A 26,142-nucleotide genomic window follows, 5' to 3' on the forward strand; every position below is an offset into this window, starting at 1 on the left:
GAAAGAACAGACATGCAGCCACTGATCAACACCACGCCCCAGCCTGCCCAGTCCGAGCTGTCATCACTGGTGGGCAACACGCCACTGCTGCGCGTGTCGGAGCCACTGACTCCGGCCGGCCGCGGCTTCTGGGCGAAGCTGGAGGGATTCAATCCCGGCGGCATCAAGGACCGGCCCGGCCTGTTCATGGTCGAGCGGGCCCGGGCCCGCGGCGACCTGCGCCCCGGCGGCAGGATCATCGAGTCCACCAGCGGCACCCTCGGCCTCGGGCTGGCCCTGGCCGGGATGGTGTACGGCCACCCCGTCACCCTCGTCACCGACCCCGGCCTCGAACCCTCCATGATCCGCCTGCTCGGCGTCTACGGGGCACAGGTCGACATCGTCACCGACCCGCATCCGACCGGAGGCTGGCAGCAGGCCCGCCGCGACCGGGTCACCGAACTGCTCGACACACACCCCGGCTCCTGGTGCCCGGACCAGTACGGCAACCCCGACAACACCACCGCGTACACCCCGCTGGCCCTCGAACTGGCCTCCCAAATGGGCCATGTCGACGTCCTCGTGTGCAGCGTGGGCACCGGCGGCCACTCCGCGGGCGTCGGCCGCGTGCTGCGTCAGCTGTATCCGGACATCCGGGTCGTCGGCGTCGACACGATCGGCTCGACCATCTTCGGGCAGCCCGCCCGTCCCCGGCTGATGCGCGGCCTGGGCTCCAGCATCTACCCGCGCAATGTCGCGTACGAGAACTTCACCGAGGTGCACTGGGTCAACCCCGCCGAAGCGGTGTGGACCTGCCGCCGACTGGCCGCCTCGCACTACGCCACCGGCGGCTGGAGCGTGGGCGCGGTGGCCCTGGTCGCGGGGTGGCTGGCGCGCACCATGCCGGCCGACGCGCGCATCGCGGCCGTCTTCCCCGACGGCCCGCAGCGCTACCTCGGCACGGTGTACGACGACGAGTACTGCGCCGAGCACGGGCTGCTCGACGCGGATCCGCCCGTGGAGCCGGACGTCGTCGGCCGCCCGGACGAGAAGGAGGTCGTCCGCTGGACCCGGTGCACCGACGTGGTCGACCCCCTCACCCTCGACGGTTCCACCGCGCCGGAGGAGGCCCGGTGAAGGGGACGCTCGCGCAGGTGCGTTCGTACGAGCGCAGTGTCCAGCTGCTGATGGTCAACCAGTTCACCATCAACCTCGGCTTCTACATGCTGATGCCCTATCTCGCCGCCCATCTGTCCGGCACCCTCGGTCTCGCCGGGTGGGTGGTCGGACTCGTCCTGGGCGTACGGAACTTCAGCCAGCAGGGCATGTTCCTGGTCGGCGGGACGCTCGCCGACCGGTTCGGCTACAAGCCGTTGATCGTGGCCGGCTGTGTGCTGCGTACGGTCGGCTTCGCGATGCTCGGCCTGGTGGACTCACTGCCCGCCCTGATCGCCGCCTCGGCGGCCGCGGGACTGGCCGGGGCGCTGTTCAACCCGGCGGTCCGCGCGTATCTCGCCGCGGACGCGGGGGAGCGCAGGGTGGAGGCGTTCGCGCTGTTCAACGTCTTCTACCAGGCGGGCATTCTGCTCGGCCCGCTGGTGGGCATGGTGCTGACCGGGGTGGACTTCCGTATCACCTGCCTCGTCGCGGCCGGCATCTTCGCCCTGCTCAGCATCGTGCAGATCCGCGCGCTGCCCGCCCGGCGCGCGCAGGACGGCGAGAGCCCGCGCGGTGAAGGCCGCGAGAGCGTGCGCGCGCAGTGGCGCGGCATCCTCGCCAACCGGCCGTTCCTGCTCTTCTCGGCCGCGATGATCGGCTCGTACGTCCTGTCCTTCCAGGTGTATCTGGCCCTGCCGCTGGAGGTACGCCGGCTCGGCGGGGACGGGGAGTTCGCCGCAGCCGCCGTGGCGGCGCTCTTCGCGGTCTCCGGCCTGAGCACGATCCTCTGCCAGACCCGGGTGACCGCATGGTGCAAGGCACGGTTGGAGCCCGGGCAGGCCCTGACCCGCGGTCTGGTCGTGATGGGCCTGGCGTTCCTGCCCCTGCTGCTCGCCACCGCCGTGCCCGTACCGGAATCCGGCGCGGGACTGCGGCTGCTCGCCGCGCTCCCACCGATGGCCGCCGCGCTGCTGCTCGCCGTGGGGACGATGATCGCCTACCCCTTCGAGATGGACACCATCGTCCGCCTCTCCGGTGACCGGCTCGTCGCCACCCACTACGGGCTGTACAACACCATCTGCGGCATCGGAATCACCCTCGGGAACCTCCTCACGGGCGCGGCACTGGACGCCGCCCGCGCGGCGGGCATGCCCGCGCTGACGTGGATCGCCCTGTCCGCACTCGGCCTCGCCTGCGCGGCTTCCCTGTACGGCCTGCACCGCACGGGCCGCCTGGCGGCGCGGGAGCCCACGCGAAACACCGCGGCGGTCTGAGGGACATCACGACCTCGGGTGCCGTTCACGCGGAGTCGCGGCGGACCAGTTCCGTGGGGAGTATGACGGCGGCCGGGTCGTCGCCCCTGATGCGGGCCAGCAGCATCCGCACCATCTCGCTGCTGATCCGCTCCCAGGGCTGGCGCACCGTTGTGAGCGCGGGACGGGCGGACAGGGCCGCGGGACTCTCAGACCGCAGCCGGGCTCTCGGACCGGGCCCGGGGCCCCGGCCACGAATCGCCGCCGGTCAGGCTTCGCGCGGCGGGCCGACGGGAGCGGGCAGTTCGCCCGAGCTCGCCATCCGCCGGTACCAGTGGGCGCTCGCCTTGGGGGTACGGGTCTGTGTCTCGAGGTCGACGTGCACCATGCCGAAGCGCTTGGCGTAGCCGTACGACCATTCGAAGTTGTCCACGAGGGACCACAGGAAATAGCCGCGCACGTCGGCGCCGTCCTCCATGGCCCGGTGCACCGCCTCCAGATGGGCCTGTACGTAGGCGATCCGGTCCGGGTCGCTTACCGTTCCGTCGGCGGCGACCTCGTCCTCGTAGGCCGCCCCGTTCTCCGTGACGAGCAGCGGTAGCGCCGGGCGCTGCTTCGCCAGCCGCGTCAGGAGGTCGTACAGGCCGGAGGCGTCGACTGCCCACCCCATCGCGGTCCGCTCGCCGGGTGGCTGGTGGAAGGCCACTTCCTCGGAGCCGGGCCACGGGGAGTGCTCGCTCGCGCCATGGCCGTCGGCACGCGGGCTCCGCTCGCCCTCGACCGGTGCGGCGACCAGCGTCGGCGTGTAGTAGTTGACGCCGAGCGAGTCCAGCGGCTGGTGGATGTCCGCGAGATCGCCGGGTCGCACGAAGGACCAGTCGGTCAGGTGCGCCGTGTCCGCCCGGAGATCCTCGGGGTAGGCCCCGTCCAGCATCGGGCCGGTGAAGATCCGGTTGCCCAGCGCGTCGATCCTGCGCGCCGCGTCCAGGTTCTCGGCGGACGGGGTGAGCGGCCGTACCTCGTGCAGATTGAGCGACACCGAGACCTGGGCGCGGGCCGGGAGCACCGAGCGCAGCGCCTGGACGGCGAGTCCGTGGCCCAGGTTGAGGTGGTGGGCGGCGTGCAGGGCGGCCACGGGGTCGGTGCGGCCGGGGGCGTGGACGCCGGAGCCGTATCCGAGGAAGGCGGTGCACCAGGGCTCGTTGAGGGTGGTCCACCGCTCCACCCGGTCGCCCAGCGCCTCCCCCACCAGCGCGGCGTACTCCCCGAACCGCTCGGCGGTCTCGCGCCGCGGCCAGCCGCCGGCGTTCTCGAGTTCCTGCGGCAGGTCCCAGTGGTACAGGGTGGTGACGGGCGTGATGCCGGCGCCGAGCAGTTCGTCGGTGAGCGCGCGGTAGAAGTCCAGGCCGCGCTGGACGGCGGGTCCGCGGCCGGTGGGCTGGACACGGGACCAGGAGACCGAGAACCGGTACGCGGTCAGGCCGAGGTCCGCCATCATCCGTACGTCGTCGCGGAACCGGTGGTAGTGGTCGACGGCCACATCTCCGTTGTGCCCCTGGAAGATTTTGCCCGGTGTATGGGAGAAGGTGTCCCAGATCGACGGGGTGCGGCCGTCCTCGGCCGCCGCGCCTTCGACCTGGTAGGCGGCGGTGGCGGCGCCCCAGAGGAATCCGGGCGGGAACTGGCGGGTTGCGGTGACGGGCAAGGGTTCGGACATGGGTTCGGACGTAGTCATGGGAGCGCTCCCAACGCAGAGGTGATTCTGATACGAAAACGAGGACCAGGAACGGGGGATGGGACGGGGCGCGTCGAGTCGGGTCGGGTCGGGCCGGGTCGGGTCGGGTCGGGCCCGGGCCGGGGCCGGGGCCGGGTAAGCGTCAGCTCTTGACCGCGCCCGAGGTGATGCCGCCCACGATGTGCTTGCCGAGCACCGCGAACACCAGCAGCAGCGGCAGCGTCGAGATCAGTGCCCCCGTGAGCACGATCGCCTGGTTGACGGTGTGGTTGCCCGAGCCCAGCCCGGCCAGCGCCACTTGGAGCGTCGGGCTGCCGTCGGGCGTCAGGGCGATGAACGGCCAGAAGAAGTCGTTCCACGCCTGGACGAAGACGAGCATGCCGAGGACGGCCATGGCCGGCCGGGCGACCGGGAAGACCACGTGCCAGATGATCCGCAGGCTGTGCGCGCCGTCCATCCTGGCGGCCTCGACCAGCTCCACCGGCAGCGCCTCCAGCAGGTACTGCCGCATGAAGAACACCCCGAACGCGGCCACCAGCGACGGCAGGACGACGGACTGGAGCTGGTCCACCCAGCCCAGGTCGGTGATGATCCGGTACAGCGGGATCACGCTCAGCTGGGGCGGAACGGTCATCGTCGCCACCACCAGGGCCAGCATGACGTTGCGGCCGCGGAACGGCAGTTTGGCGAAGGCGAACCCGGCGAGGGTGGAGAAGAGCACGGTGGACAGCGCCACCAGGCCCGCCACCACCGTGGTGTTGACCAGCGCCTCGCCCATGTCCACCTGGTTCCAGGCGAAGGTGAGGTTCTCGAGGAGGCGGGGCCCCGGCAGCAGCGGCGCCGGGGCCTCGACCACGCGCTCGCCGGAGTGGGATGCCGCGACGAGGTTCCAGTAGAGCGGGAAGAGGGAGACCAGTGCGGCGAGTCCCAGCAGGACGTACGTCAGGGGGCCGGCGTGGTGCTGCCGTCCCGCCGACTGCTTCATGGACATCATCGGTGGTCAGCTCCCAGCTTCTTGCGGTTCGCACGTGCCACGAGGGTCTGGATGCCGCCGATCAGGAGCAGCAGCAGGAGTATCGCCCAGGCGATCGCTGAGGCCTGGCCGAGCGCGCCGGTGATCCAGCCCTTCTCGTACATGAGCAGGCTCAGCGTCTGGAACTGGTTTCCGCTGCCGCCGCTGACGCCGAGGCTGCCGCCGAACAGCATCGGCTCGCCGAAGAGCTGGGTGGCACCGATGGTGGAGACGACGATGGTGAAGAGGATCGTCGGCCGGATCGAGGGAATGGTGACGTTGATGAACTGCCTCCAGCGCGAGGCGCCGTCGAGTGCCGCGGCCTCGTACAGGTCCTGTGGTACCGCCTGCATGGCGGCGAGGTAGATCAGCGCGTTGTACCCGGTCCAGCGCCAGATGACGATCACCGAGATGGCGGTCTGGGCCGGCCACTTCGAGGACTCCCAGTCGACCGGGTCGAAGCCGGCCCAGCCGATCACCGTATTGATCAGCCCGTAGTCGCTGTTGAACAGCTGGGCGAAGACCAGGGTGGCCGCGGCGATCGAAGTGGCGTACGGAGCCAGGATCGCGACTCGGAAGAAGCCGCGGCCGCGGAGCTTGTAGTTGAGCAGGTGCGCGAGGCTCAGGGCGAGCAGCAGCTGCGGGACGGTGGAGATGACGCCGATGGTGAAGGTGTTGGCCAGTGCGTTCCAGAAGAAGTCGCTGTCCCACAGGCCCGTGTAGTTACCGAAGCCGCGCCACTCGGACGCCCCGCCGAGTTCCACCCGGTGCAGCGAGAGCCAGCCCGTGTAGACCAGGGGGAAGAGCCCGAAGGCCGCGAAGCAGAGGAAGAACGGGGCGATGAAGGCGTACGGAGTCGCCTTGAGGTCCCAGCGGTACAGCTTGCTGCGCCAACTCGCCTGGTCCGGCATCGGGTTCGGGCGTACGGCGGGGGGCGGCGGGGCGGGCGGCTGGGAGCCGTCGGCCGCCGCCCTGACGGAGGTGGCCACGGAGGGCGTCCTTCCAGGTCGGTGCGTGCGTCGGTGCGTGCGCGGTGCGCGCGTCGGTGCGTGCGGGTCTCGCGTGGGCGGGCACCGCGGTGCGCACGGGCAGTCGCCCGGCGCTCGCCGGGCGACTGCCGCGGAGCCCCCCGCTACTTCTCGATCTTGTCGTTGACGAGCTTCCTGACGTTCTCCCAGGCCTTGGCCGGATCGGTGCCGCGCTGCTCGATGTCGAGGATCCCGTTGTCGGTGACGAAGGTCTTCACCTGGCCGTCCCAGCGGCTGATCGGCACCGCCTTGATGCCCGCCGCGACCTCGGAGTAGATCTGGCCGACCGGCGTCTCACCGAAGTACGGGAGCTTGGCGTCCCGGACCGCCGGAGAGGCCAGGGTGTCCTTGGTCGAGGGGATGTTGCCGTTGACCTGGAACACCTTGGCGTGCTGCTCCGGCGCGGTCAGCCAGGCCGCGAGCTCGGCGGCCTCCTCGGCGTGCTCGCCCGACTTGGGTACGGCGAGGAAGGAACCGCCCCAGTTCCCCGACTCCGGCGCCGGCGCGATATCCCACTTGCCCTGGTTCGCCGGGCCCGCCTGGTCCTTGATGATGCCGGTCATCCAGCTCGGGCAGGCCACCGTGGCGAACTGCGAGTTCTTGAAGCCCGCGTTCCAGGTGCCCTTCTCGTCGAACTGGCGCAGCTTGGCGGTGAGCCCGCTCTGCGCCGCCTCGGCGGCGACGTCCCAGGCCTTCTTCACGCCCGGGCTGTTCTCGTAGTCCAACTCGCCCTTCTCATTGGCGTACTGGACCGGCTGGCTGGAGACCACGGCGTTGAAGAGACCGCTGGCGGAGTCGTGGAAGGCGGTCCCCTCCGGGGCGTTCTTCTGGTAGGTCTTGCCCGCCTCGATGAACTTCGCCCAGTCGCCCTTCCACAGCGCCGCGACCGCCGCGCGGTCGGTGGGCAGTTTGGCCTTGGCGAACAGGTCCTTGTTGTAGCAGATGGCCATCGGGCCGATGTCGGTGCCGAGGCCGATCAGCTTGCCGTCGGCGGTGGTGGCCTGCTTGGCCTTCCAGTCGAGGAACGCGCCGGGCGTCGCGCCGCCGGTCTTCGAGAGGTCCACCCACTTGCCGGCCATGGCCGGACCGGTGGCCTCGGCTATGTAGCCGACCTCGACGGCCTGGATGTCCGCGAGACCGCTGTTGCGGGAGAGGCGCAGCTTCAGGGTGTCCCAGTACTTCTGTCCGTCGGCCACGTTCGACTCGATGATCTTGATGTTCGGGTGCAGCCGCTCGTACTCGGCGTAGAGCTTGGCGCCCGTCGTGTTGTCGTAGCCGAACGAGCCGAAGGTGCCGATCCGCAGGGTGACCTGCTTGTTGCCGTCCTCCCCCTTGCCCGTCCCGCCGTCGCCGCCGCTGTCGCAGCCGGTGACCAGGACCGCGCAGGTCGCGAGCCCCGCGACCGCCGCGACCGCGTTACGGCGGCTTCTGGTTCTGCGTCCGCGGGTGCTGCTGGAAGTGCGCATTCCACTCTCCTCGTCCAGGGTCGTGCTGATGTGCGCCATGACTGATGAGCGCCGTCGGCGCTGCGGGGGGTCCGGATTCGGCTTCAGCGGCTCGCCGGCGGCCGGATCGGGACGTACCTGAGTGGGAGCGCTCCCACGTCGTCTGCCGGAAGGTTGCTGCCTGGCGGGGGTGGGTGTCAAGAGATGAATACGGATTTGTTTTCAGCGGAGGCATCGGACCGCATACCTGGGCACTGGAGGGGAGTTGACGTCAATTCCTGAAGACCGGCGACGCTCGACCGGGCTCTTCTTCGCTACAGTGGGAGCGCTCCCACCGGGAGTGGCCGCCCGGCCACTCCCACGCAGGCCGTGGAGGGGGCACCCTTGGCGTGGTGGCGAGCAGGGCTCGTGGATGGGAGACCGACGGCGGTGAACCGATGGCGATGAGCGGACGGCAGACCGGGATGCCCACCCTGGAGGAGGTAGCGGCCCGGGCGGGGGTCGGGCGCGGCACGGTGTCCCGCGTGATCAACGGCTCCCCGAGGGTGAGCGAGCGCGCGAAGGCGGCGGTCGCGCAGGCCGTCGCCGAGCTGGGGTACGTCCCCAACCGCGCGGCCCGCGCACTCGCCGGCAGTCGTACGGACGCCGTCGCGCTGGTCATCCCGGAGAGCGAGGCCAGGCTCTTCGCCGAGCCGTACTTCATGGACATCATCCGTGGTGCCGGCGCCGAACTCGCCGATGCCGACATGCAGTTGCTGCTCACGCTGATCCGGACGGACAGGGAGCGCCAGCGCTTCCTCCAGTACCTCGCCGCCCGCCGCGTCGACGGCGTGCTGCTGGTATCCGTACACGGTGACGATCCGCTGCCGAGCCTGGTGGAGGAGCTGCGGCTGCCCGCGGTGCTGAACGGCCGGCGCGCGGAGAACGAGGAGCTGGCGTACGTCGACTCCGACAACGTGGGCGCGGGCCGGTCGGCGGTGGACCACCTGGCCGGGCGCGGACGGCGCACGATCGCCACGATCACCGGGCCCCTCGACATGTACGCCGCCCGCTGCCGCCTCGACGGGTACCGGCAGGGCATCGAGGCCGCGGGGCTCCGCCACGACGAACGCCTCGTCGCCGAGGCCGACTTCACCGAGGAGGGCGGCCGGCTGGCCATGCGGGAGCTGCTGGAGCGGTGCCCGGATCTGGACGCGGTGTTCGCCGCGTCGGACGTCATGGCGGCGGGGGCACGCGGCGTACTGCGTGAGGCCGGTCGGCGGATCCCCGACGACGTCTCCCTGATCGGGGTGGACGACTCGGCGGTGGCGCGCCATATGGACCCCGCGCTGACCAGCGTGCGCCAGCCGACCGAGGAGATGGGCCGCGCGATGGCCCGCGCCCTGCTCCGTGAGATCGCGGGTGAGGAGACGCTCCGTCCGCAGCTGGTGCTGCCGACGGAGCTGGTGGTACGCGAGTCCGCGTGAATACGCCGCTGTGACGGGGTGCGGGGCGAGCCCCCGCGCCCCGGGTCAGTGTCCGGGGGCGGGGGCTCGCGTTCGGGGTGGGGTCAGAGTGCCGGGTAGGCGTTCTTCATCAACTCCTGGAACTGGACGGAGAACCACTTCCCGGAGAGGGGGGCGTTCGGCAGGGCGCCGGACATGTTGTTGTTGTTCCGCGGGTTACCGGTGTATGTCGGGTCGCACATCCGGTCGAAGCCCTTGCCCTCGTCGTTCGGGATCTGCGTGCTCGACCCGTCCGACTCGCCCGGGGGCTTGACCCACACGTACGCGTCGATGCCCGCGGCCGGAGCCGCCTGCGGCCGCTCGCCCAGGCCGGCGCCGGCCTGGTTGCACCAGTTGCCCAGCTGGATGCGGCGGTCGTAACGGCCGCCGTCCACGAAGGTGTCCACGCTGGTCCGCGCGCCCGGGGCGGTGGGCCGGGCGGTGCCGCCCCAGCCGTTGCGGGAGGTGTCGATCAGCATGCCGAGGCCGGAGTCGAAGCCGATCGAGACGAGCTTGGCCCGCATCGCCTGGGCGTAGGAGAGCTCGTCGGTGTAGCGGTTCCAGTCCACCCACTTCGACTGGCGGACCGAGACCCCGTTCACGCTGTCGTCGATGGTGAAGTGGTTCTCCTTCAGTGCGCTGTAGTTGGCGGTGTTGACGATGAAGCCGTGCACCTTGCCGATCGTCGAGCCCTCGGCGGTCGCCGCCTGCTTGAAGATCTCGGCCGAGGCGCCGAAGTTGTCGTCCCAGCCGAGCCAGCCGTGGTGGCCGGCGTCGACGTAGTTGTAGACGTTGCCCACCGCGCCCAGCTTGTTCAGCGCGTAGCCGACCCCCTTGATGTAGTTGCCGTTGGCCTTCATCACGTCGCAGTTGGGGGTTGCCGTCGGACGCGGGGTGGTGTTGGTGACCAGGTTCGGCAGCGAGTCGATCTCGACGGTGGTGACGATCCGCAGCCCGGCGTACTTCGCGTCGCCGAGGATCGCCGCGATCGGGTGGATGTACTGCGTCTTGTACTTGTCGATCTCGGTCGGGCCCAGTTCGCCGTTCGAGGCGAGCGCCGCGCAGTCCCGTCCGGGAAGGTTGTAGATCACCAGCTGGACGACGAGTTCGCCGCTGCCCTTCTGCCGCAGGGCCTCGTCGAGGTGGTCGCGCAGGCTCATGCCGCCTGCGACGCCCGCGATGGCGGCCGTACGGTCCAGCCAGACGGCGGTCGGCTGGTTGGCGATCCTGCTGCCGCCCGGCTCGGCCGCGGCCTTCGCGGACCACTCCGGGTTCACGTACACCTTGGCCCCGGCGTACGGGTTGTCCACCCGGCCCTTTTGCGGGTCGGTCGGGTCGGTTGGGTCCGTCGGGTCGGTGGGGCCCGGATCCGCGTTGCAGGTGACCCCGTTCAGCTTGAACACGGTCGGTACGGCGTTGGCCCCGCTGTAGGAGGCGTTGAAACCGAAGCCGGTGGAGCCTCCGGTGGCGAGCGTGCCGTTGTAGGAGACGTTCTTGGCGCTGACGGCGGTGCCGGTCTGGGTGATCGCGGCGTTCCAGCCCTGGGTGACCTGCTGGTTCCCGGCGTAGGACCACTCGACGTTCCAACTGCTGACGGCCGGGCCGGTGTTGGTCAGGGTGACGTTGGCGCCGAAGCCGGTGTTCCACTGGCTGGTGACCTGGTAGTCGACCCGGCAGCCCGCGGCGGCGGCCGTGGCGGTGCTGCTCAGGGCGGTGGCGGTGGCGCCCGCCGCCGCGATCACGGTGCAGGCCGCGATCAGGGCCGTACGGGGGCGGGAGGGTGTCGTGGTGGTGCGGCTCATGATGCTGAGTACCTCTCGGTGGGTCGGTGGGGAAGGGGTGTTGCCGGTCAGCGCAGGGCGCGCAAGTGGTCGCGCAGTCCGGCGCCGAACGCTGTGGGGGTTCCGTCGTAGCCGCTGATCAGGGCAGGGCCGGAGGAGCAGTCCCAGGTGTTCCAGGTCCAGCCGAGGTAGGAGAGCCCGCGGTCGTCGAACCACTTCATGACGCGGTCGATGAAGGAGTGGGCGCAGGTGTTCTCGCCGATCTCCCCCGCGACGAGCGGGACGCGGGCGGCGACCGGAGCCAGGGTGGAGTCCCAGCAGGCCTCGCTCGAACAGGAGTTGAAGTTGTAGATGTGCCAGGCCGCGACGAGATTGCCGGCCGGGTCGGTGGGCGCGTACCGGAGCCACTGGCTGAGGTCGTTGGAGTACGCGACCCCCGGGACCAGTACGGTGTTGGTCGCGCCGGTCGCCCGTACCGCGTCGATCAGGTCCTGCATTCCGGCGACCTCGTAACCGATGCCGGGGCAGGTCCCGCCGTCCCGCCAGCAGGCCCACGCCTCTGCGGCGGTGGGTGTGGCACGGTCCGGATAGGGCTCGTTGAAGAGGTCGAAGACGACGCGGCGATCACCCTTGAACGTGTCGGCCGCGGAGGTCCAGAAGGCCGGGGTGTAGCGGGTGTCGGGCATCGGCTTCTGGCAGGAGGCGTGGATGTCGGAGCAGCCGGCGGAGCTGCCGGTGTACTGGCCCCACGTCCAGTGGAGTTCGACGACGGGCGTCATGCCGTGGTCCTCGATCCGGCGGACCAGGGCCTTGACGGCGTTGATGTAGTTCGCGCCCCGGTACTCGGGCTTGATGTTGTCCAGGCCCAGCCAGCACTCCTCGTTGAGCGGTATGCGGACGGTGTTGGCGTTCCAGTCGGCGATCGCCTGGACGGACGCGTCGTCGACCGGGCCGTCGAAGATGCCGTGCCCCTGGACGCACATGTACTCGCCGCCGGAGCGGTTGACTCCGAGCAGGCGGCGGGTGGCGCCCTTCTGGTCGACGAGCCGGTTGCGGGTGACGCTCAGCTCGGGCGCGCCGTCGGCCGGGGCGGGCGGGTCGGTGGGGTCGGGCGGGTCGGTCGGATCCGGCGGGTCGGTCGGGTCGGTGGGACCCGGATCTGCGTTGCACAGCGTGCCGTTGAGCGTGAACGAGGCCGGGCGGGGGTTGGTCCCCGACCAGGAGGCGATGAACCCGGCCGTGACGCTCGCACCCGTGCCGAGCGAACCGTTCCAGCTCTCGTTGACCGCGGTGACGGCCGTACCGGTCTGGGACCACTTGGCGCCCCAGCCCTGTGTCACCCGCTGGCCGGCAGGAAAGGCGAAGCCGAGGTTCCAGCCGCTGAGCGCGGATCCGTTGTTGGTGACGGTGACCGACCCCTGGAAGCCGCCGGCCCATTCGCTCACGGCGGTGTACTCGACCGTGCAGACGGGGGCGGCCCCGGAGGCCGGGACGACGTGGACGAGAGCGAGGCTCGCGGTCACGAGCGCCGCTCCTGCGAGCAGCGCGATGGAACGTGGGGGGTGTCGCATGAGCGACTCCTCACAGCTCGGGCGCGGACTGTGCCGCGCCGACTGACGGAATCGCTCCCACTGGTGGGCCCTGACCGTAGCGCCAACTTCCGTCGGGGGAAAGGGAAGTTGTCAACTTCGTCCGTCGAAATTCTTCGACTCTTCAAACACCTTGACCGAATTGGGGCCCGTCCCCATAGTGGGAGCGCTCCCACTGGTTCAAAGCTTGTAGCTCATGCCTTCGTCACGCCCCTCACCCTCCCGAGCCGCGAGGAGAACAAGCGCATGTCACCGCTGCCCTGGCCGGTCGCCTCCCGGCCGCGCGTACGACCACGACCACGCCCAGGTCCGTTTCCCGGACCGCTTCCGGGCCGTACCCGTATACGTCGTCTGACCACGGCGCTGCTCGCCGGCGCGGTGAGTGTGCTGACTCTCACCGCGCCGGCCCGGGCGGCCGAGGCACCGGTCCTCAGGGATCTCGCAGCCGGACAGGGCATCACGTACGGCACGGCCGTGACCGCCGCCAAGCTGAGCGGTGCGTACGCGGCGGTGGCCGGTGAGCAGTTCGGCTCGGTCACGCCCGGCAACGAGATGAAGTGGGCGTCGGTGGAGCCCGTACGCGGCAGCCATACCTGCGGCCGAAACCCGCGTACGACGGGATCGCGGAGGCCCTGGGGTGGACGGGCGGGGGTGAACACGCCCCCGACCGGGCTGCGGTGCACCACGGGGTCGTGAGGGCGGCGCCCACCTCGGGGTGTGGAAACGCGGCATGACCCCCTGAAATCGCCGTCAGCCGGGGGTCCGGCGTCCCGTCAGACCGTCTCGCTCCTGCGTCCGCCTTCGGGGATGACCAGGGGGGTGCCGGCGACGGGGCACTCGATGACCGCGGCGCGCAGGCCGAAGACCTCGTGCACCAGTTCCGGGGTGACGATCTCCGAGGGCCGACCGGCGGCGACCACGCGGCCGTCTCGCATGGCGATGAGGTGGTCGGCGTAGCGGCAGGCCAGGTTGAGCTCGTGCAGGACCATCACGACGGTGCGGCCCTCGGACCGGTTGAGCTCCGCCACCAGTTCCAGGACGTCGACCTGGTGGGCGAGGTCCAGGTAGGTCGTAGGCTCGTCAAGCAGGAGTACGGAAGTGTCCTGCGCGAGGGCCATGGCGATCCACACCCGCTGGCGCTGGCCGCCCGAGAGTTCGTCGATGGAGCGGTCCGCGAGTTCCGCCGAGCCGGTGGCCGCAAGTGCGGTGTCCACAGCGGCTTCGTCCACCGACGACCACTGGCGCCACCAGCGCTGGTGCGGGGTGCGGCCACGGGCCACCAGGTCCCGTACGGTGATCCCGTCCGGCGCGCTCGGGGTCTGTGGCAGCAGGGCGAGGCGCAGCGCGAAGTCCCGGGCGGACAGCGCGGCGATGTCCTCGCCGTCCAGCAGAACGGTGCCGTCCGCCGGCTTGAGCAGCCGGGCCAGAGCGCGCAGGGCGGTGGACTTGCCGCAGGCGTTCGGGCCGACGAGGGCGGTGACCCGGCCCGCCGGAATCGGCAGGTCGAGATCCTCGGCGACGATCCGGTCGCCGTAGCCCAGGCGCAGCCCCGCCCCGTGCAGCGCGGCGGGGCGGGCGTCGGCCGGTGGGTCGGCGGGTGGGTCGGTCGGTGGGGCGGTCAGCGGGGCGGTCACGTCAGCCTCCCTTTCCGGCCCGGTTGGCCCGGGCGAGGAGCAGCAGCAGGTACGGGGCGCCCACGGCGCCGGTGAGCACGCCTACGGGCAGTTCGGTCGGGGCCAGTACGAGGCGGGAGGCCAGGTCGGCGAGGATCAGCAGCACCGAGCCGGTGAGGGCGCTGGTCACCAGCGGGATTCCGGCGGTGCCGGTGAGGCGGCGGGCGATCTGCGGTGCGCCGAGGGCGATGAAGGCGATGGGCCCGGCCGCCGAGGTGGCCAGCGCCGTGAGGCAGGTGGCGAGCACCAGGAGCGCGATGCGCGAGTGCTTCAGCGGGATGCCGAGGCTGCGCGCGGTGTCGTCGTCGAACTGCAGGAGCTGGTACGGGCGGGCCAGGGCGAGCGTCAGCGGCATGAGGAGCGCGAGGGCGAGGCCGGACCACTGGACGTGTTCGTAGCCGCGGCCGTTGAGGCTGCCGGTGAGCCAGACCATGGCGCGGGAGGCCTGGTCGATGTCGGCGCGGGCCAGCATCCAGCGGGTCAGGGCCATGAGGGCGCCGTTCGCCGCCAGGCCGACGAGGACGAAGCGGTAGCCGGTGACGGTGCCGTCGCGGTAGGCGAGCAGGTAGATCGCGGCGGAGGTGAGCAGGGCGCCCGCGAGGGCGCCGAACGGCACGGCGCCGAAGGTTCCGGCCCCGGCGGCGGTGACCCCGCCGATGAGGATGGCGGTGACCGCGCCCGCCCCGGAGCCGGCCGCGATGCCGATGAGGTCGGGGCTGGCCAGGGAGTTGCGGGTGACCGCCTGGTAGACGGCGCCGGCCAGCCCGAAGGCGGCGCCGACCAGGAGCGCGGTGAGGGCGCGGGGCAGCCGGAGTTGATGGATGATCAGGTCGGCGGCCCCGTCGCCGGTGCCGAGGACCGCGCCGAGCACCTCGTCGAGCGGGATGGCGTACGTCCCGAGGGACACCGAGACGACGAGCGCCGCGAAACCGGTGAGGGCCAGCGCGAGGACCGCGATCGCGACGCGGGGCCGCACGGCCACGCCGAGGGGGCCGGCCTCCATCCTCAAGAGGCTCATCGGGTGTGCTCCTTGAGCTTGCCGCGCTTGACGAGCACTGCGAGGAACGGGGCGCCGAGCAGTGCGGTGACGACTCCGGCCTCCAGTTCGCCGGGGCGGGCGGCCATCCGGCCGACGACGTCCGCCGTCAGCATGAGGGCCGCGCCGCCCAGCGCCGAACAGGGCACCAGCCAGCGGGCGTCGGGCCCGGTGAAGGCCCGTACGACGTGCGGGACGACCAGGCCGATGAAGGTGACCGGGCCCGCGGCGGCGACGGCCGCGCCCGCGAGCAGGATCACCGCCACGGCCCCCAGCGCCCGGGTCGCCTTGACCTTGGTGCCGAGGCTGCTGGCGAGGTCGTCGCCCAGCGCGAGGGCGTTGAGCCGGCCGCTGAGCCCGACGGCCAGCAGCAGCCCGACGGCGACGAACGGCAGCAGCTGCATGGCCAGCCCGGCTTCGCGGCCCGCGAGGGAGCCCACCGCCCAGAAGCGGTACTGGTCCAGGGTGCGGACGTCGAGCAGGACGAGGGTGTTGGTGCCGGCGTCGAGAAGGACCGTCACCGCGGCCCCGGCGAGCGCCAGTTTGGCCGGGGTGGCACCGCCGTATCCGGTGCCGCCGACCGCGTACGCGAGCAATCCGGCCAACGCGGCGCCGAGGAAAGCGAACCAGATGTACTCGTACGGGCTCGTCAGTCCCAGCGCTCCGATGCTGACGGCGACGGCGAAGGCACCGCCCGCGCTGATGCCGATCAGGCCGGGGTCGCCGAGCGGATTGCGGGTGATGTCCTGGGCGACCGCTCCGGCCGCACCCAGGGCCAGGCCGACGAGCAGGCCCAGGAAGGTGCGTGGCATGCGGAGTTCGCGGATCACCACGGCGTCTCCGTCGGTGCCGCCGCCTATCGCGGCCAGTACGTCGGAGAGCGGTACGGCCTTGGTGCCGATGGCGAACGAGGCGCAGACGGCGGCGAGAACGGCAGCGAGGAGAACGGCCGCCACCGTGGCGCGGGCGGCAACGCGCCGCGGTGGCGGGGGTGGTGGAGCGGCGCGGCGGGCTTCGGGAGCCAGCCCTCCGACGACGGGCTTCAGGGTCACATCCCATAAGGTAAGGCATGCCTTACAGGGAGTGGTGATTGCCCCAGGGGTGGATTCGATTTCGGACAGCCGCTATCCTCGCAGCGCGCTTACATAGGTAAGCCTTGCCTAAGTCGTCACCCTCTGTACTGCATCTCATGGGAGAGACCCGAATGAACACCTTCGCTCAGCGCCGCCGGCCCGGCCGGGTGGCCGCTGCCGTCCTCACGGCAGCACTGGCCTTCTCGCTGGCCGCCTGCGGAGGCGGCAGTGGTGACGACAAGCCGGCCTCCGACGCCTCGGGGAAGCCCGCCGCGGCCGACGCCGGCTTCCCGCGCACCATCACCCACGACAAGGGCACTACCGAGGTCAAGACCAAGCCCAAGCGCGTGGTCGCGCTGGACAACAGCCTGGTCGAGGCCGTCGTCGCGCTGGACGCCCCGCTGGTCGGCGGCATCAGCTCGTACCGCGACCAGAAGGGTTTCCCCGCCTACTTGGGCGACGCGGTCAAGGAGACCAAGGACGTCGGTCCGCTCGACAGCCCCAACCTCGAAGCGATCGCCGCCCTCAAGCCGGACCTCATCGTGTCGGCGACCGTCCGCCACGCGGACCTGTACGACCAGCTGAGCAAGATCGCCCCGACCGTCTTCGTCAAGACGACGGGTCCGATCTGGAAGGAGAACGTCACCTTCCTCGGCCAGGCGCTCGGCCAGGAGGAGAAGGCCAAGGCGAAGCTCACGGCGTACGAGACCCGCGCCAAGAAGATCGGTGACGCCATCAACGCCCAGGGCGGCGGCAGCGGCGACGGCGGCAAGCCGACCGTCTCCGTCACCCGCTTCGTGGACGGCCCGACCCGCATCTACCTGCCGAAGAGCTTCAGCGGCATCATCCTGACGGACATGGGCCTGCTGCGGCCGGAGAACCAGCGCGACACCGTGAAGTTCAACATCGAGATCAGCGAAGAGCAGATCCAGCAGGTCGACGCCGACCACATCTTCCTGACGGCCTTCTCGGGTGGCGAGGAGCGGAAGAAGAAGTTCATGGCGAACCCGCTGTGGCAGCGCCTGAACGCGGTCCAGAAGGGCAATGTCCACGAGGTGGACGACGCCACGTGGATGACGTCCGTCTCGCTCCAGGGCGCGGACATGGTCCTCGACGACATGGCGAAGATCTTCAAGGTCGAGCCCGCCAAGTAGCCTGCGGCTGACGCCTTTCCGGGCCGGCACTGTGGACGTACGACTCGTACGCCTGCGGTGCCGGCCCGCGCCATTCCCCCGGGGAGGCGACGGGGGAGGCCCCGGCGAGACCCCGGGGAAGGCCCCGGGGGAGGGCCGGGGCGTGAGGTCAGCCCTCGTCCTCCAGCCTGCGCAGCCGCTCCGCGTCGCAGGTGCGCGGGCAGGTGCCGCACGCCCGCGCGGCGTCGAGTGCGTAGTACAGGCAGCACCCGAGCCGGGTCCGCGTCGGGTACCGGTGCCCCTCACGACCCGCCAGCCGGCGGAAGTCCGCGCCGCCGGGGAACGGCGCTATGGCCGTCGGGAGCAGCTCGGTCGCGGCGCCCACCGCTCGTTCCTCCTGGCCGAGCACGCGGCCGAGGTACCAGATGCCCGAGACCAGGTCGTCGGCCGCCATGCCCCACAGGGCCCGCGGCCCACGCCGGGCGGCCGGGCCGATCGCGGTCAGCAGCGGTCTCATGTGGTCGACCACGGCGGCCCGCAACTCCGCCCGCAGCGCCTCCTCGTGGCCAACCACCCGGACACCGGAGCGCCCGACTCCGGACTGTGGGCGGCCATCCGCCGCCGGATCATCCGGCAGGCAGGCGAATCCGGAGCCCGGGGCGACTTCGAAGGTGCCCGTCGCGAGGTCCAGCCGGATCTCCGCCGGCCGGATGCGCGGGACGCGCCGTTCCAGGTACCAGGCGCCGCTCATCAGCAGGCTGACGGACCAGAGGTAGTCGTGCAGGGCCCGGGAGGCCGCGACGTCCCTGCGGGGGGCGAGCCCGTGCCGCTCCTTGATGCGCGCGGATTCGGCGTCGACGAATCGTTCCAGCGCCTCCGGCCGCTCCGTCAGATCCGTTCCGCTCACCCACGTTCCGGCCGACGGCACGGCGCCGGCGACCCGCACGTTCAGCACCTCGCACGATGCCGTGAGGCGCAGGTAGGTGGAGGCGAGCGGACGGCCCCCGTTCACGGAGGCGGGGGCCGCCGTGGTGTCCAGGGGCGTGGTCATCGGCACTCCTTCACGGGTGTGAGAACAGGTAAGCCTTACCTTAGGTGTGTGATCGACGGCGATCAATCCATCCAAGGCGTATGAGTGAAGCCAGGGTTGATTGCTTAGGTTAGCCTAACCTAAGCTGTGTGAGCCGGTCCGCTTTCCGGCCATCGACGGCCAGCATCCAGGCCGTGACCACGCCTGCTCGCCACCTCCACGACTCGGAAGGGGCCCCATGCGGCTGTACCTGCTCGCCCTCAACCTCACCGATTCGGTCACCGACGGCTTCCTCCCCGCCGCTGCCCGGCTCGGCCTGGACGTCACCGTGCTGACCGACCAGCCCGACGCCCACCGCGCCCGCTACGCCGCGGACGTCGAGGTCCTGCAGTGCGACGTACGCGACTTCCGCGCCGTCATCACCCGGATGGCGACCCACCACACGCCCGACGCGGTGTTCAGCAACAGTGACCATCTCCAGTTGCAAGCCGCCCTGGCCGCCGAATACTTCGGCCTGCCGGGCAAGAACTGGCAGGCCGCGCTGCGCGTGAAGGACAAGGCGCAGATGCGCCGTCACCTCGCCGCCTCCGGCACCGACTCCGTGTGGTCCGTGGAGATCGGCCCCGGGGACGTACCCGCGACCGCCGGGGTCCCCTACCCCTGTGTGATCAAGCCGCGTGAGGGGGTGGCCAGCGAGGACGTGGTCATGGTGCACGGGCCCGAGGACCTGCTCCTGCACTGCAAGGCGATCCAGGCGAGGCGGCCCGGCGCGCCCCTGGTCGTCGAGGAGTACCTCGCGGGCCAGCTGTACACGCTGGAGACGCTCGGGGACGGCGCCACCCGCCACGTCCTGGGCGGATTCCGCACCGATCTGACCCCGCCGCCGCTCTTCATAGAGCAACGGCTGACCTTCGTCCCGGCCCATCCCGAGCCGGTCGTCGCCCAGATCCTCGCCCAGCTCGACGCGCTCGGCATCGGCTTCGGCATCTGCCACACCGAGTTCGTGGTGCACGAGGGACGCGCCCGCATCATCGAGGTCAACTACCGGGCCATCGGCGACCAGTGTGACCTGCTGCTCGCGGATCTGCTCGGCATCCCGCTCTTCGAACTCGTGCTGCGGACCCACCTCGGGGAGCCGCTCCCGGCCGACCTGTGCGCCCGCCGTGACGGTGCGGCCCGGATCTCGTGGCCGCTCGCCGACCGCGCCGGCACCCTGACGGCCGCGCCCGCCGCCACCGACGTGGACGTGGACGGCGTACGGCTGACGTACCGGCCGATGCGCGACGTGGGGGAGTGGCGCGAGCTGGCCCGCACCCACCGTGACTACCTCGGCGCCGTGCGGGTCGTCGGCACCGGCCAAGCGAGCGTCAACCGCGTCCACGCCGATTTCCTCGATACCCATCACTGGGAGATCAAGCCGTGACCCGCGCCGCCACGACCGACGCTGCCGAAGCTACCGACGGCGCCGAAGCCGCCGAAGGGGCCCTGCTGCTGCGCGTGCTGAGCGCCTTCCTCCGCGAGGACGTCGTAGGCCTGCGCACCCGCTCCACCACCGTGGACCGCGAGGACGGCCGCTGGCTGCGCTTGCCCCTGCCCCTGTCCGTCGGCGAAGACGTGGCGGCGCTGCTGCTCCCGGTCGCCGAGGACGGCTTCCAGGGCGAGTACGCCGCCCGCGTGCCGCTGCTGGTCAAGGAGCCGGACGGCACTGAACTCACCGGCTGCGATGCGATCCTGACCGCGCTGACCGCGCTGTCCGACCCCCTCGACCGCCCCGGCTTCGAGGCCTTCGCCGAGGAATGCCGCCAGACCCTGGCGACCATGCGGCTGCACGACCGGACCGCCGCCGAGGTCTTCGACGACCTGACCGCCCGCTACGGCGCCGACCCCGCCGACTGGACCGGGCCGGCCGCCTCCCTCGCCCACGACACCCTCGCCGCCCGCCTCGACCACCCGGTCTACCCGACCGCGCGCGGCCGCTCCGGCCTGGACGACGCGCAGCTGCGGGCGTACGCACCCGAGTTCCACCCGCGTTTCGGCCTGCGCTGGCTGGCCGTACCCCGGGGCGCGCTCACCATCCCCGGCGGCCCCGCGATGCTGCCCGCGAGCTGGCCCTCGCCCGCCGACCTAGGCCTGCCCGAGCTGGCCGCGAGCCACCTCGCGCTCCCGGTCCACCCGCTCACCCTCGGCGCCCCGCTGCGCGACGCCCTGCGCGAGACCGGGTTGGAAGGCACGGCCGTCCTCGCCGACGGACCGTACCTGGAGGCCGTACCGACCCTGTCGATGCGTACGGTCGGCCTCGTGGGCGAGGCCGACCTGCACCTCAAACTGCCCCTGGCCACAGCCACCCTGGGCCTGCGCAACCGCCGCACCATCGACCCCCTCACCCTCGTGCACGGCGCCGCCGGACAACGGCTGCTGGAGGCGGTGACCGGGCGGGAGCCGCGGTTCAAGGACGCGATCCTGCACGCCGACGAGACGGTCTACGCCCACGCCGGGCACGAGCTGCTCGCCGTGCTCTGCCGCCGCTACCCGGCCGGCCTCGACCGCGCCGTCGTGCTGCCCCTGGCCGCGCTGCTGAGCACCGCGCCCGGCGGGCGGCTGGTCATCGACCACCTCGCCGACCGCTTCCACGACGGTGACCCGGTCGCGCTGCTCGACGCCTTCCTCACGCTGCTGTTCGACTGGCAGACCACGCTCTACGGCTACGGCATCGCCCTGGCGTCCCACCAGCAGAACGTCTCCCTGGTGCTCGACCGTACCCCGGAGGACGGCCTCACCCGCCTGCGCCTGCTGTTCAAGGACGACGACAGCCCCCGCCTCAACGTCCCGCGGCTGCGCCGGACCCTGGGCGCGGAGGCCGACGGGCTGCTGGCCGGGTTCCAGGACCCGCGCATGTTCGGCGAGGACTACCGGGCCGTCACCGACATGCTCACCACCATCACCCTCCACCTGTGCGCGGGCTCGTACGCCTTCGGGCTGGCGGAGCACGGCCGCATCGCCTCGCCCGAGGCGGTACTGGGACTCGTACGCGAACGGCTGACCGAAGCCGCCGAGCGGCTCGGGACGGGCAGCGGGCAGCCGGGCGCGGTGCTGCGGGAGCGGGTACTGGACGCCGCCGAGCTGCCGGTAAAGGCGATGGTCACCGCCGGAACGCTGCTCACCAAGGAACGCTCGGGCGCCTCCGACGTCAACACGCACTACACGACCGGCCCCAACTACCTGCGACGGCGAGCGAGGGACCTGCGATGAGTGCCACAGCGGCCGCGGCGGCGTACACCGGCTCGATGACTGCGAGGCGGGCGACCCCGTCGCACACACCGACTCCGCCGGACGGACCGGCCCCGTCGCACACACGGGCCCCGTCGCACACACCGACCCCGTCGGTTCCGTCCGCGTCGTCCCCGCCCTCGCTGGGGCGGCGGCAGGTGAACGCCGTCGCCGGGTGCTACTTCGTGGCGTCCTTCGCCGCCCTCGGGCTGCCCCCGTACCTCACCGAGATCCTCCCCGGTTTCGGCGACACCACCGCCCAGTGGGCGGGCGTGCTGTACGTCGTACCAACCGTATGCGCCGCCGTCGGGGCGCCGCTGTGGGGCCGGCTCGCCGACCGGTTCGGCCGCAAGCGGCTGCTTCTGCGCGCCCAGCTCGGGCTCGCCCTGTCGTTCCTGCTGGCCGGGTGGGCCGACTCCCTCGCCACCTTCATCCTGGCCCTGGTGCTCCAGGGCATCCTCGGCGGCACGTTCGCCGCGTCCAACGGGTATCTGGGCGCCGCCCTGGACGGCCCGGAGCTGTCCAAGGCGCTCACCCTGATGCAGGGCGCGGCGCGGGCGGCCCTGGTCTTCGCGCCCGTGGTCGTCGGCTCGCTGTCGCCCTGGCTGTCGCCGCACCGCCAGTACGCGCTGCTCGCCGTCCTGCCGCTCACGGCGGCCGTGCTGATCGCGGCCCTGCCGGAGTCGCGCGGGCCGAGACGGGCGCCCGCCGCCGAAGCGGCCGGGCCGGTGGCGGAGGTGACCGAAGAGCCTTCCCCGGCGTCGGAACTCCGCACCCTCTACGCCCTCGAATTCGCCTTCGTCTTCTCCACCGTCATCTCCTATCCCTACCTGATCCGGCTGATCGGCGAGCGCATACCCGGCACCTCCCCGTTCCTGTCCGGCGTCCTCTTCGCCCTCCCGCACCTCTGTTACCTGCTGACGGCGATGGTGGTGCACTCCGCCTTCCACCGTCGCCCCCGCCTCGGCATGGCGCTGGGCTTCACCTGCATCGCGCTCGGCCTCGCCGGGCACGGTGTGGCCGACGGCCCGGTCACACTGACCGCCGTACGACTGCTGCTCGGCGCCGGTCTGACCCTCGGGCTCGTATGCCTGTCCGTACTGGCCGCCGAGTGTGTCAAGGGACGCGCGCCGGGCAGGCTGTTCGGCGCGCGGGAGTTCTTCTCCAAGGCGGGTGCGGTCGTCGCCGGGGTCGCCGCCGCCATAGGCACTGGCCACTACGGCCCGGCCGCGCCCGTACTGACCGGCGGCGCCATGGCCCTGGTGGCCGCGTGCGCCCTCGTTCTTCCCCGCTCTCGTCGCAGCCTCCGCACCCTCCGTACCCGCTGGAGCCGTTGATGCCCCCGCTGAACAAGTCACTCGCCACCGCCCCAGTGGCCAGCGCCCCACTCGCCACTGCCCCAGTGGCCAGCGCCCCACTCGCCACCGCCCCAGTGGCCCCCGCCCCACACGCCACTGCCCCAGTGACCACCGCCCCAGTGGCCCCCGCCCCTTCCGGCCTGCCGAGCGCGGACGACGTCGTCGCCCACACCCTCCTCAACTGCCTGCTGCGCGAAGTGTCCGGACCGGAGCACCAGAGCGCCGTCACCGAGGGCCATCTGCTGCTGCGTCTGCCCCGGCGCGGCGTACTGCTGCGCATCGCCCTGCGCCGTACCTCCCTGCTGGGCGCCCACCGGTTCACCGGCCCGGTGCTGGAGCAGTACGGCGACCGCTGGGCGCAGATCGACTGGCGGCGCCTGGCCGAGTACACCCAGGACGAGCTGTCGCTGCGTACGGGCGTGCGGAACGAGGAGTTCCTGGATCAGGTCGCCTCCGGTCACCAGGCCGTCACCGCAGCACTTGCCGCCCGCACGGGGGCAACGGCCTCCGCCCTGTCGCAGGGCGGAGACGAGCTCGCGACGTACGTCGCCTCCGAGCAGTCCCTCCTCTTCGGCCACCGCTTCCACCCCACCCCCAAGGCACGCACCGGCGATCCCGGGTCCTGGCTGTCGTACGCGCCCGAGGCCGGTGCGGTCTTCCCGCTGCGCCACCTCGCCGTCCGCGCCCACCTGATCGCCGAGGAGCGCGCCGAGGAGTGCGCCACCGACCCGCTGGACCGGCTGCACCCCGACGTCCCGGACGGCTACCGGCTGCTGCCCGCGCACCCCTGGCAGTACGAGATGCTGCGCGAGCACCCCGAGCTGCGGGCGGCCTTCGACCGGGGCGACATCCTTGACCTCGGACCGGGCGACACGCCCTTCGCCGCCACCGCGTCGGTGCGCACCCTCTACGACGGTGAGACCTTCCTGAAGTTCAGCCTCAACGTCCGCATTACCAACTGCCTGCGCAAGAACGCGAGTTACGAACTCTCGGGCGCCGTGGCCATGACCCGGCTGCTGGAGCCCGCGCTGACCGACCTGGCGGCCCGCTTCCCCGGCAGCGCCATGCTCCGCGAACCCGCCTACCGCAGCCTCGCCCTGCCCGGCCCCGACGGGACCCCCGACCGGACTCTGCTCGAAGGCTTCGGAGTGATCGTCCGCGAGGGCCTGTCCCGGCAGCTCCTGCCGGGCACGACCCCGCTGCTCGCGGCCGCGGTCGCCGACGAATACCCGACGGGCCCGGGTCACGTCTCCCGCCTCCTGGAGGGAGCGGGGCCGCGGAACGTCCTCGACTGGTGGACGGCGTACCTCAGGCTGCTCGTGCCGCCCGTCCTGGCCGCCTACTTCGACCACGGGCTGGTCCTGGAGCCGCATCTGCAGAACGTCATCGTCTGCGTCGACGACGACGGCATGCCGGCCCAGGTCCTCTTCCGCGACCTGGAGGGCACCAAGCTGCTCCCCGAGCGGCACGCCGCCACCCTCGCCACGCTGCCCGCCGACGTCGCCGGTCCCATGACGTACGACGCGCAGCGCGGCTGGGACCGGGTCGTCTACTGCCTGCTGGTCAACCACGTCGCCGACATGCTCGCCGCGCTCGCCGACCTGCATCCGCAGTCCGAGCCCGCGCTGTGGGCCCAGGTGCGGGCCACCATGCGGACGTACGCCGACCGAAACGGCTGCCCGCCCCGGCTCGCCGCCCTCCTGGCCGGAGTGCCGCTGCCGGCCAAGGCCAACCTGCTCACCCGCTGGGAGCGCAAGGCCGACCGCGAGGCCGGCTACGTGCGCCTCGCCTCCCCCTTCGCCGAGGACGTGCTGTCGGAAGCAGCCCACGACCAGGACACCTGGAGCGCCCGATGACCGCACCCAGTCCCTCGGTGAGCGACCGGATCCTCGCCCTGCCCGCCACCGGACTGCCCGCGTACGTCTACGACCTGGCGGCCCTGCGCGAGCACGCCGCCTCGGTCCGGGCGGCCCTCCCCGCGGGCGTCGAGCTGTACTACGCCGCCAAGGCGAACCCCGAGGCCGGGATCCTGGCCGCGCTCGGCCCGTACGTCGACGGTTACGAGGTCTCCTCGGGCGGCGAACTCGCGCACGTCGGCAAGGCCGTCCCGGGCCGCCCGCTGGCCTTCGGCGGCCCCGGCAAGACCCCGGCCGAGATCGCCACCGCGCTGGAGCAGGGCGTGACCCGCTTCCACGTAGAGAGCGTGCACGAACTCCACATGCTGGCGGAACTGGCGGCGCGGACGTCCCCCGACGCCCCGGTGGCCGTCCTGCTCCGCTTCAACCTGCCGCTGTCCAACGCCTCGCTGGCGGGCAGTTCACTGGCGATGGGCGGCCGCCCGACCCCCTTCGGCCTCGACCCCGCCGACGCTGACACCGTCGTAGGCCTCCTCACCGACGGCAGGTGGCCGCAGCTCGAACTGCGGGGCGTCCACGCCCACCTGGCCAGCGGCCTCGAAGCCGCCGAGCAGCTGGCCGTCGCGCGGTCGGTGGTGACGTGGACCACGGGCCTGTTCGCGCGCCACGGAATCCCCCTCCGCCTCGCCGAGGTCAACGTCGGCGGCGGCATGAACGTCGACTACACCGCGCCCGAGCGCCGCTTCGACTGGACCGCGTACGGCGCGGGTCTCGCCCTCCTCGCAGCCGCCCACCCCGGCCTGACGCTGCGGATCGAACCCGGGCGCGCCCTGACCGCGTACTGCGGCTGGTACGCCACCGACGTGCTGGACGTGAAGCTCAGCCACGGCGAGGAGTTCGCGGTCGTCCGGGGCGGCACCCACCATCTGCGCACCCCGGCGACCAAGGGCCACGACCAGCCCTGCTCCGTCCTGCCCACCGACACCTGGCCGCACCCCTGGCCACGCCCGGCCGCCCGCCAGGACCGGATCACCCTCACCGGCCAGCTGTGCACCCCCAAGGACGTCCTCGCCCGCCAGGTCCCGGCGCCCGGACTGCGAGCCGGCGACCGGGTGGCCTTCGCCCTCGCGGGCGCCTACGCGTGGAACATCTCGCACCACGACTTCCTCATGCACCCCCGCCCCGGCTTCCACTTCATCGACCGGCAGGAAACCTGACAGCCCGGCCAGTTGGCGGCGATTCGCGGAGCCGG

Annotated in this window: 20 protein-coding genes and 1 pseudogene; 10 read left to right on the plus strand and 11 right to left on the minus strand. The window is 71.7% G+C overall.

The genetic code is table 11. From position 1 onward, the window contains the following. Positions 1-12 precede the first annotated feature (12 nt). Together J7I97_RS18375 and J7I97_RS18380 are read left to right on the plus strand one after the other, a co-directional pair. A complete protein-coding gene (locus tag J7I97_RS18375) occupies positions 13-1,116 on the plus strand; it encodes a PLP-dependent cysteine synthase family protein (RefSeq protein WP_214936202.1) in 1,104 nt (367 codons plus the stop codon). Then, positions 1,113-2,411, plus strand: coding sequence for an MFS transporter (locus J7I97_RS18380; RefSeq protein ID WP_214936204.1), 1,299 nt, complete (start codon positions 1,113-1,115; stop codon positions 2,409-2,411). Before J7I97_RS18375 ends, J7I97_RS18380 begins: the two co-directional genes overlap by 4 nt. Positions 2,412-2,436: 25 nt before the next feature. Here J7I97_RS18380 and J7I97_RS18385 read toward each other — a convergent pair. The 5 genes and pseudogenes from J7I97_RS18385 to J7I97_RS18405 form a co-directional block, all read right to left on the minus strand. Next, positions 2,437-2,601: pseudogene (locus J7I97_RS18385) on the minus strand (substrate-binding domain-containing protein); the annotation flags it as partial. Between the two features lie 57 nt (positions 2,602-2,658). Continuing rightward, positions 2,659-4,125, minus strand: coding sequence for a GH1 family beta-glucosidase (locus tag J7I97_RS18390; protein ID WP_214936206.1), 1,467 nt, complete (start codon positions 4,123-4,125; stop codon positions 2,659-2,661). A gap of 142 nt (positions 4,126-4,267) precedes the next feature. Then, entirely contained in the window at positions 4,268-5,119 is an 852-nt protein-coding gene (locus J7I97_RS18395; RefSeq protein WP_214936208.1) for a carbohydrate ABC transporter permease, read from the minus strand. Then, entirely contained in the window at positions 5,116-6,126 is a 1,011-nt protein-coding gene (locus J7I97_RS18400) for a carbohydrate ABC transporter permease (RefSeq protein WP_214936210.1), read from the minus strand. Before J7I97_RS18400 ends, J7I97_RS18395 begins: the two co-directional genes overlap by 4 nt. 143 nt (positions 6,127-6,269) lie before the next feature. Beyond that, complete coding sequence (locus tag J7I97_RS18405; RefSeq protein WP_214936212.1) at positions 6,270-7,631, minus strand: ABC transporter substrate-binding protein; 1,362 nt, start codon at positions 7,629-7,631, stop codon at positions 6,270-6,272. A gap of 416 nt (positions 7,632-8,047) precedes the next feature. On the opposite strand from J7I97_RS18405, the gene J7I97_RS18410 reads away from it, so the two are divergent. Further along, positions 8,048-9,076, plus strand: a complete 1,029-nt coding sequence (locus J7I97_RS18410; RefSeq protein ID WP_214936329.1) for a LacI family DNA-binding transcriptional regulator — start codon at positions 8,048-8,050, stop codon at positions 9,074-9,076. 83 nt (positions 9,077-9,159) lie between these two features. On the opposite strand, the gene J7I97_RS18415 is transcribed toward J7I97_RS18410, so the two are convergent. After that, a complete protein-coding gene (locus J7I97_RS18415; protein ID WP_214936213.1) occupies positions 9,160-10,896 on the minus strand; it encodes a glycoside hydrolase family 6 protein in 1,737 nt (578 codons plus the stop codon). 47 nt (positions 10,897-10,943) lie between these two features. Next, complete coding sequence (locus tag J7I97_RS18420; RefSeq protein WP_214936215.1) at positions 10,944-12,446, minus strand: cellulase family glycosylhydrolase; 1,503 nt, start codon at positions 12,444-12,446, stop codon at positions 10,944-10,946. Between the two features lie 396 nt (positions 12,447-12,842). Between J7I97_RS18420 and J7I97_RS18425 the strand changes: the two genes are divergently transcribed. Next, positions 12,843-13,160, plus strand: a complete 318-nt coding sequence (locus J7I97_RS18425) for an endo-1,4-beta-xylanase (RefSeq protein WP_308364867.1) — start codon at positions 12,843-12,845, stop codon at positions 13,158-13,160. Positions 13,161-13,237: 77 nt separating this feature from the next. On the opposite strand, the gene J7I97_RS18430 is transcribed toward J7I97_RS18425, so the two are convergent. Genes J7I97_RS18430 through J7I97_RS18440 form a run of 3 tightly spaced genes read right to left on the minus strand, consistent with a single transcriptional unit; the run spans position 13,238 to position 16,225 of the window. Further along, the gene (locus tag J7I97_RS18430) at positions 13,238-14,098 is read right to left on the minus strand and encodes an ABC transporter ATP-binding protein (RefSeq protein WP_374103674.1); all 861 of its coding nucleotides are present in this window, start codon (positions 14,096-14,098) and stop codon (positions 13,238-13,240) included. Position 14,099: 1 nt separating this feature from the next. Then, on the minus strand, positions 14,100-15,155 hold the full coding sequence (locus J7I97_RS18435) for an iron chelate uptake ABC transporter family permease subunit (protein ID WP_214936219.1): 1,056 nt from the start codon (positions 15,153-15,155) through the stop codon (positions 14,100-14,102). Continuing rightward, a complete protein-coding gene (locus tag J7I97_RS18440; RefSeq protein ID WP_308364869.1) occupies positions 15,152-16,225 on the minus strand; it encodes an iron ABC transporter permease in 1,074 nt (357 codons plus the stop codon). Before J7I97_RS18440 ends, J7I97_RS18435 begins: the two co-directional genes overlap by 4 nt. A 152-nt stretch (positions 16,226-16,377) precedes the next feature. On the opposite strand from J7I97_RS18440, the gene J7I97_RS18445 reads away from it, so the two are divergent. Next, a complete protein-coding gene (locus J7I97_RS18445; protein ID WP_214936221.1) occupies positions 16,378-17,400 on the plus strand; it encodes an ABC transporter substrate-binding protein in 1,023 nt (340 codons plus the stop codon). Between the two features lie 148 nt (positions 17,401-17,548). Here the strand turns inward: J7I97_RS18445 and J7I97_RS18450 are convergent, their stop codons facing one another. Beyond that, positions 17,549-18,430, minus strand: a complete 882-nt coding sequence (locus J7I97_RS18450) for a (2Fe-2S)-binding protein (protein WP_214936223.1) — start codon at positions 18,428-18,430, stop codon at positions 17,549-17,551. Between the two features lie 217 nt (positions 18,431-18,647). On the opposite strand from J7I97_RS18450, the gene J7I97_RS18455 reads away from it, so the two are divergent. From J7I97_RS18455 to J7I97_RS18475, 5 genes are read left to right on the plus strand one after another with little or no spacing between them, the layout of a single operon-like run. Continuing rightward, positions 18,648-19,832: an acetyl-CoA carboxylase biotin carboxylase subunit family protein gene (locus J7I97_RS18455; RefSeq protein WP_214936225.1), complete on the plus strand. Its 1,185-nt coding sequence runs from the start codon at positions 18,648-18,650 to the stop codon at positions 19,830-19,832. Further along, positions 19,829-21,658, plus strand: a complete 1,830-nt coding sequence (locus tag J7I97_RS18460) for an IucA/IucC family protein (protein WP_214936227.1) — start codon at positions 19,829-19,831, stop codon at positions 21,656-21,658. Before J7I97_RS18455 ends, J7I97_RS18460 begins: the two co-directional genes overlap by 4 nt. Then, positions 21,655-23,013, plus strand: coding sequence for an MFS transporter (locus J7I97_RS18465; RefSeq protein WP_251050390.1), 1,359 nt, complete (start codon positions 21,655-21,657; stop codon positions 23,011-23,013). The genes J7I97_RS18460 and J7I97_RS18465 overlap by 4 nt, the downstream gene beginning before the upstream one ends. Beyond that, a complete protein-coding gene (locus J7I97_RS18470) occupies positions 23,013-24,890 on the plus strand; it encodes an IucA/IucC family protein (protein WP_214936229.1) in 1,878 nt (625 codons plus the stop codon). Before J7I97_RS18465 ends, J7I97_RS18470 begins: the two co-directional genes overlap by 1 nt. After that, positions 24,887-26,107 (plus strand): type III PLP-dependent enzyme, encoded by a 1,221-nt coding sequence (locus tag J7I97_RS18475; protein WP_214936231.1) that lies wholly within the window; start codon positions 24,887-24,889, stop codon positions 26,105-26,107. Before J7I97_RS18470 ends, J7I97_RS18475 begins: the two co-directional genes overlap by 4 nt. The last annotated feature ends 35 nt before the right edge of the window (positions 26,108-26,142 follow it).

Source organism: Streptomyces sp. ISL-87 (assembly GCF_018614095.1).
GTDB lineage: Bacteria > Actinomycetota > Actinomycetes > Streptomycetales > Streptomycetaceae > Streptomyces.